Source organism: Candidatus Schmidhempelia bombi str. Bimp, from assembly GCF_000471645.3.
GTDB classification, from domain to species: Bacteria; Pseudomonadota; Gammaproteobacteria; order Enterobacterales; family Orbaceae; genus Utexia; species Utexia bombi.
In genome coordinates, this window is record NZ_AWGA01000070.1 from 1 (window position 1) to 18,050 (window position 18,050).

11 protein-coding genes, 3 tRNA genes and 3 rRNA genes are annotated in these 18,050 nt (G+C 37.1%); 2 read left to right on the forward strand and 15 right to left on the reverse strand.

Features of this window, described 5'->3' with window-relative positions; genetic code table 11:
- Positions 1 to 84 precede the first annotated feature (84 nt).
- On the forward strand, positions 85 to 312 hold the full coding sequence (locus O970_RS07780; protein ID WP_024496553.1) for a hypothetical protein: 228 nt from the start codon (positions 85 to 87) through the stop codon (positions 310 to 312).
- 174 nt (positions 313 to 486) lie between these two features.
- Here O970_RS07780 and O970_RS07785 read toward each other — a convergent pair whose 3' ends face one another.
- From O970_RS07785 to O970_RS07830, 10 genes are all read right to left on the reverse strand, one after another.
- Positions 487 to 816, reverse strand: coding sequence for an integrase arm-type DNA-binding domain-containing protein (locus O970_RS07785; protein WP_024496554.1), 330 nt, complete (start codon positions 814 to 816; stop codon positions 487 to 489).
- Between the two features lie 146 nt (positions 817 to 962).
- Positions 963 to 1,038: transfer RNA gene (locus tag O970_RS07790), tRNA-Ala, on the reverse strand.
- A gap of 126 nt (positions 1,039 to 1,164) precedes the next feature.
- Complete coding sequence (secF, locus tag O970_RS07795) at positions 1,165 to 2,166, reverse strand: protein translocase subunit SecF (protein WP_036563059.1); 1,002 nt, start codon at positions 2,164 to 2,166, stop codon at positions 1,165 to 1,167.
- 9 nt (positions 2,167 to 2,175) lie between these two features.
- Entirely contained in the window at positions 2,176 to 4,035 is a 1,860-nt protein-coding gene (gene secD / locus O970_RS07800; RefSeq protein WP_024496556.1) for a protein translocase subunit SecD, read from the reverse strand.
- A 42-nt stretch (positions 4,036 to 4,077) separates the two neighbouring features.
- A complete protein-coding gene (gene yajC / locus O970_RS07805; RefSeq protein WP_024496557.1) occupies positions 4,078 to 4,410 on the reverse strand; it encodes a preprotein translocase subunit YajC in 333 nt (110 codons plus the stop codon).
- Positions 4,411 to 4,593: 183 nt separating this feature from the next.
- Positions 4,594 to 6,417: an NADH-quinone oxidoreductase subunit N gene (locus O970_RS07810; RefSeq protein ID WP_024496558.1), complete on the reverse strand. Its 1,824-nt coding sequence runs from the start codon at positions 6,415 to 6,417 to the stop codon at positions 4,594 to 4,596.
- A gap of 3 nt (positions 6,418 to 6,420) precedes the next feature.
- Positions 6,421 to 8,064 carry a complex I subunit 4 family protein gene (locus O970_RS07815; RefSeq protein ID WP_081685292.1) on the reverse strand — a complete coding sequence of 548 codons (1,644 nt, stop codon included), beginning with the start codon at positions 8,062 to 8,064 and terminating at the stop codon, positions 6,421 to 6,423.
- Between the two features lie 40 nt (positions 8,065 to 8,104).
- Entirely contained in the window at positions 8,105 to 9,958 is a 1,854-nt protein-coding gene (locus tag O970_RS07820; protein WP_024496560.1) for an NADH-quinone oxidoreductase subunit L, read from the reverse strand.
- A complete protein-coding gene (gene nuoK / locus O970_RS07825) occupies positions 9,955 to 10,257 on the reverse strand; it encodes an NADH-quinone oxidoreductase subunit NuoK (RefSeq protein WP_024496561.1) in 303 nt (100 codons plus the stop codon). Before nuoK ends, O970_RS07820 begins: the two co-directional genes overlap by 4 nt.
- A gap of 14 nt (positions 10,258 to 10,271) precedes the next feature.
- Positions 10,272 to 10,835: an NADH-quinone oxidoreductase subunit J gene (locus O970_RS07830; RefSeq protein ID WP_024496562.1), complete on the reverse strand. Its 564-nt coding sequence runs from the start codon at positions 10,833 to 10,835 to the stop codon at positions 10,272 to 10,274.
- Positions 10,836 to 11,026: 191 nt separating this feature from the next.
- Here O970_RS07830 and ppc point away from each other — a divergent pair, with 191 nt between their 5' ends.
- Positions 11,027 to 13,666, forward strand: coding sequence for a phosphoenolpyruvate carboxylase (ppc, locus tag O970_RS07835; protein ID WP_024496563.1), 2,640 nt, complete (start codon positions 11,027 to 11,029; stop codon positions 13,664 to 13,666).
- Between the two features lie 787 nt (positions 13,667 to 14,453).
- On the opposite strand, the gene rrf is transcribed toward ppc, so the two are convergent.
- The 5 genes from rrf to O970_RS07860 form a co-directional block, all read right to left on the reverse strand.
- Positions 14,454 to 14,569, reverse strand: a 5S ribosomal RNA gene (gene rrf, locus O970_RS07840).
- A gap of 65 nt (positions 14,570 to 14,634) precedes the next feature.
- Positions 14,635 to 17,531 (reverse strand): 23S ribosomal RNA (locus tag O970_RS07845).
- Between the two features lie 176 nt (positions 17,532 to 17,707).
- Positions 17,708 to 17,783, reverse strand: a tRNA-Ala gene (locus O970_RS07850).
- A gap of 55 nt (positions 17,784 to 17,838) precedes the next feature.
- A tRNA-Ile gene (locus O970_RS07855) sits at positions 17,839 to 17,915 on the reverse strand.
- A gap of 60 nt (positions 17,916 to 17,975) precedes the next feature.
- Positions 17,976 to 18,050, reverse strand: a 16S ribosomal RNA gene (locus O970_RS07860); the annotation flags it as partial.

Consider the following 18,050-nt stretch of genomic DNA (forward strand, 5'->3'; position numbering starts at 1 on the left):
AGAAACTAATTTTTGTTTTGGTCGGGTAGTCGTGGATAAGATTGAACGTATCAAGGATACCATTAATGGCGTAGGGGGAGGACAGTGCGAGATGTCTATATTACTTATCATGTTGAAAATATTCCCGACTGGGTAAAAAATCCTCAGGTGTATAAGCGTTTTCGCTACTTTAAAGAGTTGACCACAGGCGAACCGATAAATGGGGGAATACATAGTTATAAAGTGTTAGGTAAAAATAGACTCGAAACACTTAGTAAAGTCAGTAGAATCTTTCAATGGGCTTCCGATTTTAAAAAAGAGATAGAAGAGTAAGTTTTGTTTAAGCCAGATTCTATTGGCAGGATTTGGCTTATCATTGTTTGGTATGTTCACACTTTTTAGTACCAAAAAGATAAGGAAATAGGTGTAATTCTAAAGATTCCCATGTTCTTTTTAGCGTACTCTCAGCTAACCCTTTACCACGTTTAACTTTAAACCAATCAGAAGCTATCTTTTTAAGGTAATAGTAATTTCGTCATGCTTGCGTTGTTCTTGTTCTGTTTTATGCTCTTGAGGATCTACACCTTGCTTAATTAATCCGCGTGCTTCGTCTCGTTGTTTTCTAGCTTGCTGTAGTGAAACCTCAGGATAACTACCGAAACTAATTAAAGCGCCTTTTTTGGCATACGGGCGCGTATACTTAAAACGCCAGATTTTAGAATTATTCGATTTAACCAAGAGATACATACCACCACCATCAAATAACGAATAATCTTTATCTCTTGGCTTGGCGGCTTTTATTTGGGTGTCTGTTAATGGATGTGTTTTTCTAGCCATAATTATTTTATAGCATATACCTAAAAAATTTGGTTGTAAATGTGCCTTACTGATAGTTAATAGGCAATAAAATAGACTTTAAGGCTTGTTGTTATTGGGTTTGGTGTGCTTTGATGGAATTTAAAGAATATTACAGAATATTGAATTGGTGGAGCTAACCGGGATCGAACCGGTGACCTCTTGCATGCCATGCAAGCGCTCTCCCAACTGAGCTATAGCCCCATATAAGGTGAATTGGGATAAAGTTTGGTAATGATATGAAACTAACTATGGTATGTCAATTATTTTGCTAAAAATAATCATCAAATTATTGGCCGCCGCTGTTTTGGCGACCAATTTGGTTGTTTTTTAGCGAATAATAGGATCTTGTTCTGCGCCTTCTGCTTCAATTTTAGGTGGCATGAAATGTTCACGATTAACACCTAATTTTAATGCCATGTAGGCCGCAACATAGATAGATGAAATAGTACCTAGTAAAATACCTATTGCTAATGTTTCAGAAAAACCTCTTAGCATGCTACCGCCCCAAATATATAAACACATCACAACAGCAAGGGTTGTTCCTGATGTCATTAAGGTACGACTTAATGTCTGTGTTAAGGATATATTCATTATATCGTAAGGAGATGCACGTCTAATTTTTCTGAAATTTTCACGGATTCTATCGAAAACGACGATCGTATCATTCAGAGAATAACCAATAACTGATAATAAAGCAGCAATGATGGTTAAGTCTAATTCTCGCTGAAATAAAGATAAATAGCCAACTGTAATAATAACATCATGAGCAAGTGCAACCACAGCACCTGTACCAAAACGCCATTCGAAACGAATCCCAATGTAAATAAGAATGCAGACCAGCGCAGCTAAGATAGCTAAAATCCCATCTTGTGCTAATTCAGCGCCTACCGTTGGACCTACGAATTCAACACGCTTTACTACTGATTGTTCATCAATGGATTGGTGCATTAAATTGGATAATTTGGTTCCGATATTATTACCTTCCGCACCTGAGATAGGCGGTAAACGAATAATAATATCATGACTACTCCCATAATATTGAACAATAGGATCATGGTAACCCGCTTGTTGTAATTTACTGCGAACCAAATCAAGCTCAACGGGTTTACTTAGTGTGATTTCTATCGACGTTCCGCCAGTGAAATCAAGTCCCAAGTTAAATCCTTTGACCAATACAATAATGATAGACGCCGCAACTAAAATCATAGAGATAATAAATGCGGGTTTGCCATATTTTAAGAAATCAAAAACACGTCGACCATGATTTAATTGTTCAACGGTTAATGGTTGTTGCTCATGCTGTGTTTCACTTAACTGTTTATTAGACACCATTGACTCCTAAATAGATATTTTATTCACTCGGCGTCCGCCATATATTAGATTCGCTAGCGCTCTGGTTCCAACAATAGACGTAAACATGGAGGTAATAACACCAATCGCTAAGGTAATCGCAAAGCCTTTAATCGATCCAGTTCCTACAGCATAAAGAATAACCGCTGTAATAAGTGTGGTAATGTTGGCATCAAAGATACTGTTCCATGCTCCACTATAACCTTCATTAATGGCTTGCTGAACACCGCGTCCATTGCTTAATTCTTCTTTAATGCGCTCATTAATCAATACGTTAGCATCAACAGCCATACCAACAGTAAGAACAATACCCGCAATGCCAGGCATACTTAATGTTGCGCCTGGTAATAGCGACATTATTCCAACAATTAAGATTAAATTAACAATTAAAGCTAAACTTGCAAATACACCAAATAGACGGTAGAACGCTAACATAAAGATAACAGAGATGGCAATTCCCCAGAAACAAGATTCAAGACCCTGAGTAATATTTTCTTGACCCATTGACGGTCCAACAGTACGTTCCTCGATAATTTGAATTGGCGCAATTAATGCACCTGCACGTAATAATAAGGATAACTGTTTGGCTTCTTCAACCGTTGAAATACCGGAAATTTGGAAACGATCACTAAATACATCTCGTATACGAGCAACGTTAATCACTTCTTCCGATTTTTCCAAAATGACATGACCATTTTCATCGCGTTTACCACTGTCTTTGTATTCAACAAATAACGTTGCCATCAACTTTTCTTTGTTGTTTTGGGTAAAATTAAACATGGTTTTACCACCAGCGTTATCTAACGCAATATCAACGAGTGGTTGTCCATACTCATTCATTCGGAATGTCGAATCAGTAATATGATCGCCAGTTAAAACAATACGTTTGTAAACAAGGACAGGGCGTCCATCACGTTCATATTTAATTTCTGAACCATACGGTGGGCGTACTTTACCAGATAAAATGCCGCTCATATCAATGGCTGATGATTCATTCACTTGACGAAATTCTAATGTTGCCGTTGCGCCTAAAATTTGTTTCGCCAATGCCGTATCTTGAATACCAGGAAGTTCTACCACAATACGATCAGCGCCTTGGCGTTGTACGATCGGTTCAGCAACGCCGAGTTGATTGACTCGATTACGTAAAATAGTTGTATTTTGCTGAACGGCATCCGTTTTAGCTTGTTGCAATCTTGCTTCACTAATATTAACGGTTAATGTGTTGTTAGTTTGTGAATCTATAACAAAATTTTGTAACGCATTTAAACGAGCAATAGCTGCATAACGAGAATTGTCGTCATTTAAACGAATAACAATCTGGTTTTTATCTATTTTTATTATCGATGCATAATTAATTTTGTTTTCTTTGAAATCCGCTTTTAAGCTTTCGACCGCTTGATCTAACAATTTATCTAAAGCGGTTGTCATATCAACTTCCATAAGAAAATGGACACCACCGCGAAGATCAAGACCTAATTTCATAGGTTCAGCACCAATCATTCTTAACCACACTGGTGTTGCTGGTGCTAAATTTAAGGCAACAATATAATCACTACTACTTAATGTTTTACTTAAAATATCTTTAACTTTAAGCTGGGTATCATTGTCTGCTACGCGAATAAGAATCGAATTATTTTCTAAAGTAATTGCGCGACTCTCTATACCATGCTCATCCAATGTTTCTTTAACTAAATCTTGAGTGGCGACATTAACTGCCGCACCCCGTAAACCTGAAATCTGAATGGCGGGATCTTCGCCATAAATATTAGGAAGCGCATAGACTAAGCCAACTAAAATAATAGCGACTAACATAATGTACTTCCATAAAGGATAACGATTTAACACAATATTTTCTCTTGTGAGGTTAATGATTTATAGTTATATCAATTATAAAGATTTTATTGTACCTTTTGGTAAAACGGCTGTAATAAAATCTCTTTTAATGATCACTTCAGTGGTATCGTTTAGCGCTATTGCGACATAACCATTTTCATTCACTTTAACCACACGACCAATTAAACCACCATTAGTTAGAACTTCATCGCCTTTAGCGATAGAGGACATTAAATCACGATGAGCTTTAGCCCGTTTTTGTTGTGGACGTAAAATCATGAAATAAAAAAACAGACCAAAGACGACCAATAAAATAGGAAAACCGAATTGGTCAGCGTTAGCAGCCATATCACCATTTGCATAAGCTTTAGAAATGAAGAAATCCATTAAAAACCTCTTGAATTTTATTATAAAAAAGATCCCATATGATACATGAAAAATGTAATTATAACATGGGTATTAATCATAATTTGTCGTAATATAGTTTATATCAACACACAAAATTTTTCATATTATTCCGATATAAGTATTATAGGTCAGTAAGTTTGATCGCTTATTGACCTATAAAAATTAAGAAATTAGACACCTTGCCGAACTAACTAACCTAAATAGTAACTCAGGATAGATGCCACAAAATAAAATTAATAGTGCAGAGAAGACGATAATAACATCATTAATCGTTATGGCTTTCCAATTAAATTCAGCTGAGTTAGTTTGCAGATTAGGGGTAAGAGAAATATCTGCTTTATCATCTCTTAAATATAAACTGATAATAATTCTTAGATAAAAATAGAGACCAAATACACTACCGATAACAATAGCACCAACTAATAACCATAGTTCGGCAGTAACACCCAGCAATAATAAAGAAAAACGACCAATAAAACCAATGGTTAATGGTATTCCCGCTAAGGATAACAACCCTATCGCCATAGAAATAGCAATGATCGGTTTTCGCCAAAATAGTCCTCGTAAATCATTCACCGTTTCTTTATCATGATTTTGAATTGAGCTTGACTCAGTGCTAATTACCCCTAAAACACAGATATTTGATAATAGATAACCAATAAGATAAACACCGATAGTTTCTAATGCTAACACCTGATATTGTACGGCAATCAATGCAATAAAGAGATAACCGAAATTAGCAATTGAGGCATAGGCAAATAGTCTTTTTATATTTATTTGCATTAGTGCAAATAAATTACCAATCACAATCGAACTAAACGCCATAATGATCAAAATAAATTGAATTGTTTGGTTATTTACAATAGGAGCTAATAAAAATAATCTCGCAATAGCACAAAATACCGTCATTTTCCCTACTGTCGATAAAAATAGCGAAATGGCAGTTGGTGCGCCTTGAAAAACATCAGGTAACCATAATTGGAACGGAAATAACGATAATTTGAAACCAATACCAACCATAATAAGACATATACTGGTTAATAGTAGGGCACTAGGCGTTGATTGTGTGGATAATTTAAAGCTTAGACCACTAAAAGTTAGATCGCCAGTTGCTGCATAATAGTAAGCAATACCTAATAATAAGAAACTTGTTGCAACAGCAGATAAAACCATATATTTGACGGTTGCTTCAATCGAATTGGTTTGGGTATATTGAAAACCAATTAAACCAATTAGCGGCATTGAAAGCAATTCTATGCCTATAAATAATGAAATTAGATGACTGGAATACACTAAAATAATGCCACCTAATGTGGAAAATAATAAAATTAAATAAAATAATCCCTGATTTGCTAAACTACATTTAAACCAACTATAAGCTAAAGAAACGACCACTAAGCTTATCATTAACACTAATCCCGTATACAGTAATCCATATCCATCGCAAGTAAATAGCGGTGTGATATAAGTTGCCTTATTTGAAGATATTGGTTTTTTTGCCGCTTCTTTTTGTGGTTCTATATTAACAACGGGTGGATGATTAGTTGGCTCTGCTGGCAATAATATAGTATCGCTATTATCTTGAGCACTTGATTTATCCAAATCATGAATTGATGGTGTCAAAGCATCCGTTTCCGCTATATCATCCGATTCAGATGATTCTAAATCTGTTGGTGCAGACGTAACACCATGATCATCTTCCATTGGTATAGTAGGCTCCTCAACCTCGCTATTTGAATGTGAAGTATGACGATCAATTTTTATTGGTATTGACGAACTCAAATTAGGCTCAAGATTTGCCTGATATAATTGAGAACCGAGTATCATGGTACTAATTAAAGCAGCGACAAGACTCACTGCTGTTATGCTTGCGCATAATTTTATACTGATTTTAAATAGTAATAACAATAATAAAAGAATAATCGCACCGACAATAATCATCATTGGTGCTAAGTAATAGAATTCAAATGGATTGGTAGCTATCATAAATCAAGCACCTTCTTTATTATCTACTATCTGACTTGCATCTAGATAATGTTGGATTTTATAAATCATAGGATACGAAGTGTCTAAAATAAATTGGGGATATAAGCCTATCACTAATAAAGAAATAGCTAATATAAATAATAATCCGAACTCTCTTGGCGACATAGCTTTATAGATCACTGATATATTTGCTTCATGTGCAGACGTTAAACCATATAAAATCGGTTGCATACGAATCAATAAAGCAATAGAAGCAAATAATAAACCAATCAATAATATTAATACTAATGATGGATAGAGTTTATAGGCACCAAATAGTTGCATTAAATTCCCTATAAAATTAGCTGTGCCAGGAATCCCTAATATCGCTAAAACAAAAAATAGCGTGAACGCAGGTAAATAATTAATTCTTCCTCGTAATCCAATAAACTGTTTAATATTGCGTGTTAAATAGCGATCAGTCAACATACCACTTACCATAAACAGTCCAGTAATAGATAGGCTAATTGCAATCATTTGGATAATAACACCTTGATAAATAAGTATATTTCCTACATAAATCATAAAGGTTAGAAAACTTATTAAAGCGATATGTACATAGGCAATAAGTTTTTTTATATCACTTTGATTAAAAACTAAAAATGCCGAATAATATAACGATCCTAACGCATATAACATTACAAAAGGAGCAAAAATTAGCGAAGCATTGGGAAATATAGGTAATACGAAGCGTAATATTCCATAAACCGCTGCATTCATCAATAGCCCACTAATCATCATTGAACTGGTGGTGGATGATTCAATATGTGCATCAATAAACCAGCTATGGAAAGGAATTAAAGGCATTCTAACGATAAAAGCTAAGAAAAAGCCAATCATTAATAGAAATTCGGCACGTGATGAAATCGGCGTATTAATTAGGGTATCGTAATCAAAACTCCATACTTTTGTTAAAGATAAATTAATCAGAGCAAGTGAAATAATCGATAATAACATCACTAAGCTACTTGCTTGGGTAAAAATAAGGAGTTTAATTGCCCCATTAAAACGTAGCTGAGCATTAGAATCACGTCTTCCCCATAAAACGACTAAAAAATAAAGAGGGATGGATACCATTTCCCAAAACAGAAAAAATAAGAATAGGTCAACAGCAGTTAGTAAACCAACCACACTTGAGCAGCACCAAAGTATACATAAATAATATAATCCAATATTGGTATGCTTTTCTTTAAGTGAATAGAGTAAAGTCAATAATGTTAGAAATAGCGTCAATGTCACCATTATCACTGAAAGACCATCAAGCATAACATGAAAACGAATTCCTAAAAAAGGAATCCATGTGACATCCAGTTGCTTTTCCCATGTATCAGCAACACCAGAAGATAAACTATGTAAACAATCATACCAATAATAAAGACTGATGATTAATTCAATGAGAATAATGGCAATGGCAATCCAAGCAATACCATAGCGTAACCACTGTTGCTTACATTTTTCAATAAAAGCGATTTTCCCTGAGGACGTTATTAATTGCTGCTCAGCTGTAATGGCAAAATTAAATTTTTTAGCTAACAAAATTGAAATTAACCAACAAACTATTCCGCCAATTATTGGTAAAAATATCAGTAAAGATAACACTGGTATCATTTCCTTTATATTATCCAATCAAAAGGTAATGCGCTTAATTTTAAGCGAATACCTGTAGTAATAAAATAAATAACCCACCCACTACTATAGAAGTAGTATACCAACGCAAATAACCATTTTCTAATTTAGCTATTTGAGCATTAATGCGAGTTATCACTTTGGGAATAAGACTTAAATTAATATTTAATGGATCTGTTTTTAATTTTTGTGCAATAAATAAATAAGGTTTTATTAATATCTTATGATAAAGTGCATCTACACGCCATCCACTATACAGAAAAGGAATAACTCTCTTTCCTAACGGACTATGGGTAATCTCATTAATTTCTGTTTGATTACCCGTGTAAAGAACATAAGTTGTTAAAACACCTAAAATTGTAATCGCGGTGAGTAATAGTTTAAAAGAGAAGAAATCTTCACTATGCAATACTAAATATGGCATTAGACCACTAACAGGCAAAGTGATTTGTGTGAAAATACCTAGCGAAAGAATGACTAAAAGTATCAATGGTACATAACTAATCGCGGATTGCTTAACACTTGATTTTTCCCGTTGACCTTTACTAAACAGAGGAAAAAGAATAAATATCAATCTAAAAATATATAATGTCGATAATAATATACCAATCAGTCCTATCGCCGTAATACCAATTCTGCCTTGTATAACCGTTGCCCATAGTATATTACCTTTAGTAAAGAAACTGGTCGTCAACCACGGCGCAGCACTTATTGACGCGCCGACGATAAGAAAACAAAAATATATAAGTGGATTAGATTTTATCGACACCGCCATATGATGAATATCACGTTCACCATCACAAATTCTAATCAATAATGCCGAGGATAAAAAAAGTAAAGCAATAAAAATGGAATAACTCATTAAGTAAGCTAATGCATCTCCCCAAGCTTGAACAGATATGGCTAAAAATACATAAGAAATTTGACTCAAACTCGCATAGGTAATAACTTTTTTAATATCATTTTGCACTAATGCCGAACAAGATGACATAAGTAACGTTAAGCTGCCAATTATACCAATTAACCACAACACATCATGAGATAGAATAAATAAACTATTCAATCTCATAATCAGATAAATCCCCGCTAACATTGCTGAGGCGGAATGAATTAACGTTAATGCTGGCGTCGTTGCTGATGTTGTATCAGTTAACCAACTGTGCATTGGAAGCTGCACAGATTTACTAATAGCACCTAAAAATAGTGCTGACGTTGCCCAAATAACAATATCAGAATCAATCGCTAAACGATCTGTGGCAAGAGTAAGTAATTGCTTAATATTTAAAGTATGTAATTCACCATAAAGTAAAAATAAGCCAATTAATAAAAATACATCACCAATATGCATAATAATATAGGTACGTATGGCCGCATAACTATTCTTTAACTGCTTGTGATATAGTCCAATCAATAGATAGCTACATAAACTTACCCCTTCCCAACCTAATAACATCACTAAAATATTATCAGCGAGTACAATGATGAACATATTTGCAACTAACAGGTTACCGTAAGCAAAGAAGTCATAATAATCTTTGTCCTCTATGTAGCTAATAGCAAAAAATAGGACTAAAAAGCTAATAATTGCAATGATAAAGATAAACGTTAACGACAAACCATCTAATAATAAAGCGACAGAAATATCAAAGTCATCAACGCCTATCCATTTCCATAAATAACGTGTATATATTAATATCGAATCAGGACGAATATTGTTATAAAAATCAGTAATAATAAATGCAGTCAATAAGCAAACAATACCAAGTGATCCCAGACCAATAATCGCAATATTCTCTCGACTAAATCTTTTGCCCCAAAGTGCTAAAATAGAAAAAGAAATCAAAGGAATTAAAATAATGAAGTAAAGTAAATTCATCCTTTCATCTCACTTAATAAATCAATATTTAATGTTTTACGGCGATGATAAAACTGTAGGAGTAACGCAAGCCCAACACAGGCTTGGGCTAATGTCGTAATAATGGCTAATAAAGACATAATTTGTCCATCTAATTGCTGCCAATGATGATCAGCTGCAATAAAAGCAACAATAGCGCCATTCATCATAATCATAATACTAAGCAAAACAAAGAGAAGATTACGCCGGATCATTACACCCAATAAGCCAATAATAAATAATGCTGAGGCCAACATTAAACTATGCATTAAGGGAATCATACTATTTTTCATCCTTATTTTTTAGCAGGTTTATTTACTGTAGCTTTATTAGGCTTACCAGATAATGAATCTTTAGTTAAAGTAATATCATTAATAAAATGGTAAGTAACAATTATCGTACCTAAAATAAGCAACGCAGCAAGTTCGAGAATCAATATATATGGGCCTAATAATACAGCCTCTAAAGACATTGAATTAATCGATGATTTATCGTTAATTAACAAACTATAATCGGTACTTGCAATACTATATAAAAGTGTGACAAACAAGACAAAGACAAGAATTAAAGGTCCAAGCCAAAATTTTGGTGCAAGATTTCCTTTTTCTTGTTGTTTAAACTTTGGAGAACCTAGATCCAAATATGATCTTATTGAAATAAATAAAATAGTTGCAATACCAACAAAAAGAATAACTTCAAGTACCGTAGAAAAATAAGCGCCTAATGAATAAAAGATTGACGCTGAGGCAAGTAAAGCAATAACTAAATAAAGTAAAGCACTATACAAAGTTGTACCAGTTATTACCTTAAAACTTGCTAATATTGCAATAATTGCTGAAATATAAAAAATTGAAACCATTAACCCATCCTATCTATTTTTAGATCCCTATTCTTATGCTTATTACTTTAAATGTCTAGATCATTAGAAAATATTTTAAACTATAATTAAAAAAGCGAATAACAGTATAGATTATAAGTTTTTATAATTTAACCTTGTTTGCAGAATATAATAGAGTGAAAACCTACATTTGAAAAAAGCTAGAGGATACTATGGGCAAACAGTATTTAGCTATGCGTAGTAATGTCAATATGCTAGGAACATTACTTGGAGAAGTGATAAAACGTGATGTTGGAAAAAATACGTTTGATTTAATTGAAGAAATACGGCTTTTATCAAAAAAGGCCCAACAAGGTGATAAGCATTCACAATTGGAACTACTCAATCAAATTAAACAGCTATCCAATGAACAGTTAATACCTGTCGCGCGGGCATTTAACCAATTTTTAAATTTAACAAATACCGCTGCCGAATATTATGGTATCTCTCCTCATGGTGAAGCAACTAATAGCCCTCAGCAATTAGCATCCTTATTTGAAACACTAAAACTGCAACCTATCGATATTAATACTATCAATCAAACCATTGACAATCTGTCTATTGAATTAGTATTAACCGCACACCCCACAGAAATTAATCGACGTACATTAATTAATACTCATATATTAATTAATAACTGTTTAGCTCAGTTAGATCATGATGATCTCGCTGATTATGAGAAAGATCGCATAATGCGTCGTTTACGACAACTTATTTGCCAAGCTTGGTATACCGATGAAATAAGAAAATATCGTCCGACCCCTATAGATGAAGCAAAATGGGGATTTGCCGTCATTGAAAACAGTTTGTGGGAAGGCGTTCCCCTCTTTTTACGTGAGTTAAATGATCAATTAGTTACTGCTTTTCATCGTCAATTACCTGTTGAATCAACACCAATTAAATTTGCTTCATGGACAGGCGGAGACCGAGATGGCAATCCCAATGTCACTGCCAAAGTCACCATTAGAGTCATGCTACAAGCACGTTTAAAGGCGATAGAACTTTACCTAAAAGATATCAATGTTCTGATCAAAGAACTATCTATGACTAAATGTAATCAACAGTTACTAGCGTTACTCAATGATAAACAGACATTAGAACCCTATAGAGCAGTACTAAAACCGCTTCGTCAACAATTAATGAAAACACATGAATATATTATTGCCGTAATTAATGAAGAAAATGTCGTTAAACCAAAAGATATTTTAATAAATAATTCTCAACTTTGGACACCGCTTTATACCTGCTATCGTTCACTAATTGATTGTGGTATGTCAATGATAGCTCATGGACCTTTACTTGATACATTGAGAAGAATAAACTGCTTTGGATTACAGTTATTAAGACTAGATATTAGACAAGATAGTGAAAAACACGCGCAAGCATTAAATGCACTAACGGAAGAATTGGAATTAGGTAGCTATCTTCATTGGTCAGAACAAGAGAAACAACAGTTCCTATTAAAAGAACTTCACTCTAAACGTCCGCTTTTACCTGCCAATTGGCATCCAAAACAAGAAATTAAAGAAATTTTTGATACTTGCCAAGTTATTGCCTCAGCACAACCCGATACCATCAGTGCTTACATCATATCAATGAGTAAAACCCCATCAGATATACTAGCCGTTTATTTACTTTTAAAAATAGCCAATTGCCAAATGAATATTCCCGTCGTCCCGTTGTTTGAAACGTTAGATGATCTAAATAATGCCAATGATGTTATACAAAAATTATTATCTATACCATGGTATAGACAGAAAATTGCTGGAAAACAAATGGTGATGATCGGTTATTCTGATTCAGCTAAAGATGCGGGAACGTTGGCAGCTTCATGGGCCCAGTATCTTACTCAAGAAAAATTAATAAAAACCTATGAAAAAGAAAAAATTAAGTTAACTCTTTTTCATGGAAGAGGAGGTACGATTGGCCGCGGCGGAGCGCCGGCCCATGCGGCATTACTTTCACAGCCACCTGGGTCGCTTAAAGGTGGGTTAAGAGTAACAGAACAAGGAGAAATGATTCGTTTTAAATTAGGGTTACCTGAATTAGCATTGAGTAGCTTATCTCTCTATACTTCAGCCATTTTACAAGCTAATCTATTGCCACCACCAAAACCGAAACAAATCTGGCGTGATATAATGGATAAAATGTCAGATATATCTTGTCAATCCTATCGGCAGTACGTCCATAATAACCCTGATTTTATTAAATACTTTAAAGCAGTGACACCAGAAACAGAGCTAGCAAGACTACCATTAGGCTCAAGACCACAAAAAAGAAAAGTAAGTGGAAATATTGAAAGTTTACGTGCAATTCCATGGATCTTTTCTTGGACACAAAATAGACTAATGCTACCATCATGGCTTGGTGCTGGTAATGCGCTTACATATTGTATAAACCACGGAAACGAAGTAATCCTAAAGCAAATGTATCATGAATGGCCATTTTTCAAAACGCGTCTAGGTATGCTAGAAATGGTCTATTCAAAAGCTGACGCTAAAATTAATCAATATTATGAAAAACGTTTAGTCGACCCAAGCTTATGGTATATAGGGGATGAACTTCGTTTACAATTAAAAAATGATATTGAAGTATTAATCAAAATTATTGATGATAAAAATCTAATGGCTGATTTCCCTTGGATCGCAAAATCAGTTGCTTTAAGAAATAGTTATATTGAACCATTAAATGTATTACAGGTAGAACTACTTGATCGATCACGCCAAAAACAGAATCAAGATAATTTTTCTATTGAACAAGCATTGATGATCACTATTTCTGGCATTGCAGCAGGTATGCGTAATTCAGGTTAAGTGATCAATTTATAATAACTACATAAAGAGTAGTTGTAACTATTTTGTGATAAAGGCTTGCCTATCAATCTCGCTTTTACGACAAATAAAAAAGATAAAAGATATTACTTTTATCTTTTTTATTTTTAACCAGTCTTTAATAAATAAACAGCCATAACATCATAATATTACAACCTAAATTAAAACGACCTATCTAGTCATAATTGTTAAATAACCTTATATAACTAGAATAGTAGTTTATTTTATTTCTATTTAAAAATGATTGGTTATATTATTGTGAGAGCTTATTCGCTTTTTATGCCTAAGTTCAACAAGATAAATAAAAATACCCGTTAATTATAAGGATAATTAAAATCTCATAATTGAACGTTGGAGTGTTGCTGAACAGCATAACCGCATCGTTTATTATTTTATTTTAAAAACAGACAATATTGACCTATTTAAACCTGCGACGAATACATCAGACTTAAAATAACATATCAACAAAATGGTTAAACCAGCCATTAAACAAATAAAATAATCTTGATGGGATAAGATAAAGTTTAATTAACCCCTTTGAGCGTAAAGAGTGTGAAAATACTAACAACTGGCTTTAAAACTTTTTCAAAATTAAATTCTTCAGACATGTGTTATCTATTTTTAGGACATAATTTACTAAAATAACACAAAATATTGAACACTTCTGCTTTATTACTCCCTCAAAGGTCAGTGCAACAAGTTAACTCAATTAGTTTTCTTTAAATACAACAAAGCCCAGCAGTGCTGGGCTTTATCTCTCTATCTAAAAGTCTGGCGGTGTCCTACTCTCACATGGGGTGTCCCCACACTACCATCGGCGCTACGGCGTTTCACTTCTGAGTTCGGCATGGGGTCAGGTGGGACCACCGCGCTAATGCCGCCAGACATATCCTGTTTCTCTTCAATCAAGAACAAACTGTTTTCGCGATTCCAAAACAACTCAGAGTTGTAAGGTTAAGACCTCGGCTCATTAGTATTGGTTAGCTCAATGCATCACTGCACTTACACATCCAACCTATCTACGTCCTAGTCTCGAACGGACCTTACTGACTCTCGTCATGGGAGAACTCATCTCCGGGCTAGTTTCGCGCTTAGATGCTTTCAGCGCTTATCTATTCCGCACTTAGCTACCGGGCAATGCGATTGGCATCACAACCCGAACACCAGCGGTGCGTTCACTTCGGTCCTCTCGTACTAGAAGCAAACCCCGTCAATTCTCCTGCGCCCATGGCAGATAGGGACCGAACTGTCTCACGACGTTCTAAACCCAGCTCGCGTACCACTTTAAACGGCGAACAGCCGTACCCTTGGGACCTACTTCAGCCCCAGGATGTGATGAGCCGACATCGAGGTGCCAAACACCGCCGTCGATATGAACTCTTGGGCGGTATCAGCCTGTTATCCCCGGAGTACCTTTTATCCGTTGAGCGATGGCCCTTCCATTCAGAACCACCGGATCACTATGACCTACTTTCGTACCTGCTCGAACCGTCGCTCTCGCAGTCAAGCTAGCTTATGCCATTGCACTAACCTCCTGATGTCCGACCAGGATTAGCTAACCTTCGTGCTCCTCCGTTACTCTTTGGGAGGAGACCGCCCCAGTCAAACTACCCACCAGACAGTGTCCGCAATCCCGTTCAGGGACCTACGTTAGAACATCAAACATTAAAGGGTGGTATTTCAAGGTCGGCTCCATGCAGACTGGCGTCCACACTTCTATGCCTCCCACCTATCCTACACATTAAGGCTCAATGTTCACTGTCAAGCTATAGTAAAGGTTCACGGGGTCTTTCCGTCTTGCCACGGGTACACCGCATCTTCACGGCGAATTCAATTTCACTGAGTCTCGGGTGGAGACAGCCTGGCCATCATTACGCCATTCGTGCAGGTCGGAACTTACCCGACAAGGAATTTCGCTACCTTAGGACCGTTATAGTTACGGCCGCCGTTTACTGGGGCTTCGATCAAGAGCTTCGCATTTCTGCTAACCCCATCAATTAACCTTCCAGCACCGGGCAGGCGTCACACCCTATACGTCCACTTTCGTGTTTGCAGAGTGCTGTGTTTTTATTAAACAGTTGCAGCCAGCTGGTATCTTCGACTGATTTCACCTCCATCCGCGCGGGACTTCAATTACCATCAGCGTGCCTTCTCCCGAAGTTACGGCACCATTTTGCCTAGTTCCTTCACCCGAGTTCTCTCAAGCGCCTTAGTATTCTCTACCTGACCACCTGTGTCGGTTTCGGGTACGATTACATATGACCTGAAGCTTAGAGGCTTTTCCTGGAAGCAGGGCATCAATTACTTCTGCACCTTAGTGCATCGTCATCACACCTCAGCGTTTCAGTGACCGGATTTGCCTAATCACACGCCTACATGCTTAACCCACCATCCAATAGGTGGTAAACCTAGCCTTCTCCGTCCCCCCATCGCAGTCATATATAGTACGGGAATATTAACCCGTTTCCCATCAGCTACGCCTTTCGGCCTCACCTTAGGGGTCGACTCACCCTGCCCCGATTAACGTTGGACAGGAACCCTTGGTCTTCCGGCGAGCGGGCTTTTCACCCGCTTTATCGTTACTTATGTCAGCATTCGCACTTCTGATACCTCCAGCAAACCTCTCAGTTCACCTTCGCAGGCTTACAGAACGCTCCCCTACCCAATACACTTTCGTGCATTGCCGCAGCTTCGGTGCATAGTTTTAGCCCCGTTACATCTTCCGCGCAGGCCGACTCGACTAGTGAGCTATTACGCTTTCTTTAAATGATGGCTGCTTCTAAGCCAACATCCTAGCTGTCTAAGCCTTCCCACTTCGTTTCCCACTTAACTATGACTTTGGGACCTTAGCTGGCGGTCTGGGTTGTTTCCCTCTTCACGACGGACGTTAGCACCCGCCGTGTGTCTCCCATGCTCTGTTCATCGGTATTCGGAGTTTGCATCGGGTTGGTAAGTCGGGATGACCCCCTAGCCGAAACAGTGCTCTACCCCCAATGACAATACATGAGGCGCTACCTAAATAGCTTTCGGGGAGAACCAGCTATCTCCCGGTTTGATTGGCCTTTCACCCCCAGCCACAGGTCATCCGCTAATTTTTCAACATTAGTCGGTTCGGTCCTCCAGTTAGTGTTAACCAACCTTCAACCTGCCCATGGCTAGATCACCGGGTTTCGGGTCTATACCCTGCAACTTAACGCACAGTTAATACTCGGTTTCCCTTCGGCTCCCCTATTCGGTTAACCTCGCTACAGAATATAAGTCGCTGACCCATTATACAAAAGGTACGCAGTCACACATACCTAACGGTACATGCTCCCACTGTTTGTACGTACACGGTTTCAGGTTCTATTTCACTCCCCTCGCCGGGGTTCTTTTCGCCTTTCCCTCACGGTACTGGTTCACTATCGGTCAATCAGGAGTATTTAGCCTTGGAGGATGGTCCCCCCTTCTTCAGACAGGATATCACGTGTCCCGCCCTACTCTTCAAGCTTCCACATCATGGCTTTCGTGTACGGGGCTATCACCCTGTTTCACCGGACTTTCCAGACCGTTCCACTAGCTCATCATGCTACCCGCTTTGGGCTCCTCCCATTTCGCTCGCCGCTACTTTGGGAATCTCGGTTGATTTCTTTTCCTCGGGGTACTTAGATGTTTCAGTTCTCCCGGTTCGCCTCATTAACCTATTTTATTCAGTTAATGATAGTACATTATTGTACTGGGTTTCCCCATTCGGACATCAACGGCTATTGCGCTTTTTATCAGCTTACCGTCGCTTTTCGCAGATTAACACGTCCTTCATCGCCTCTGATTGCCTAGGCATCCACCGTGTACGCTTAATTTCTTAACCTTACAACTCTTAGTTGTCTCGGTTTCGCTTTCCTCAAATATCTTAGCTATGCCATATAACATGCCTTAATATCCGAGAACTCGTTTCTTTTCAGCTTGTTCCTAATTGTTAAAGAGCTATATTCATCTGCACACTTTATCAATGTGCTTATCAATATCTTCGTTTGAGAGTTAAATTGGTGGAGCTAAGCGGGATCGAACCGCTGGCCTCCTGCGTGCAAGGCAGGCGCTCTCCCAGCTGAGCTATAGCCCCATTTCATCACCTTATCAGTCGTGTCGCTTTCGCCACACTTCTTAATAACTCGAATTGGTGGGTCTGAGTGGACTTGAACCACCGACCTCACCCTTATCAGGGGTGCGCTCTAACCACCTGAGCTACAGACCCAATTCAGTGATTTCTCTCTGCTAAAACAAACAATCTGTGTGAACACTTGCAGGCTCTTCGTAAGGAGGTGATCCAACCGCAGGTTCCCCTACGGTTACCTTGTTACGACTTCACCCCAGTCATGAATCACACCGT

Coding starts and splice junctions, on each gene's coding strand:
- O970_RS07785 (WP_024496554.1), bottom strand. CDS start 816: ATGGCTAGAAAAACACATCCATTAACAGACACCCAAATAAAAGCCGCC.
- yajC (WP_024496557.1), bottom strand. CDS start 4,410: ATGGATTTCTTCATTTCTAAAGCTTATGCAAATGGTGATATGGCTGCT.
- O970_RS07810 (WP_024496558.1), bottom strand. CDS start 6,417: ATGATAGCTACCAATCCATTTGAATTCTATTACTTAGCACCAATGATG.
- O970_RS07815 (WP_081685292.1), bottom strand. CDS start 8,064: ATGATACCAGTGTTATCTTTACTGATATTTTTACCAATAATTGGCGGA.
- O970_RS07820 (WP_024496560.1), bottom strand. CDS start 9,958: ATGAATTTACTTTACTTCATTATTTTAATTCCTTTGATTTCTTTTTCT.
- nuoK (WP_024496561.1), bottom strand. CDS start 10,257: ATGATTCCCTTAATGCATAGTTTAATGTTGGCCTCAGCATTATTTATT.
- O970_RS07830 (WP_024496562.1), bottom strand. CDS start 10,835: ATGGTTTCAATTTTTTATATTTCAGCAATTATTGCAATATTAGCAAGT.
- ppc (WP_024496563.1), top strand. CDS start 11,027: ATGGGCAAACAGTATTTAGCTATGCGTAGTAATGTCAATATGCTAGGA.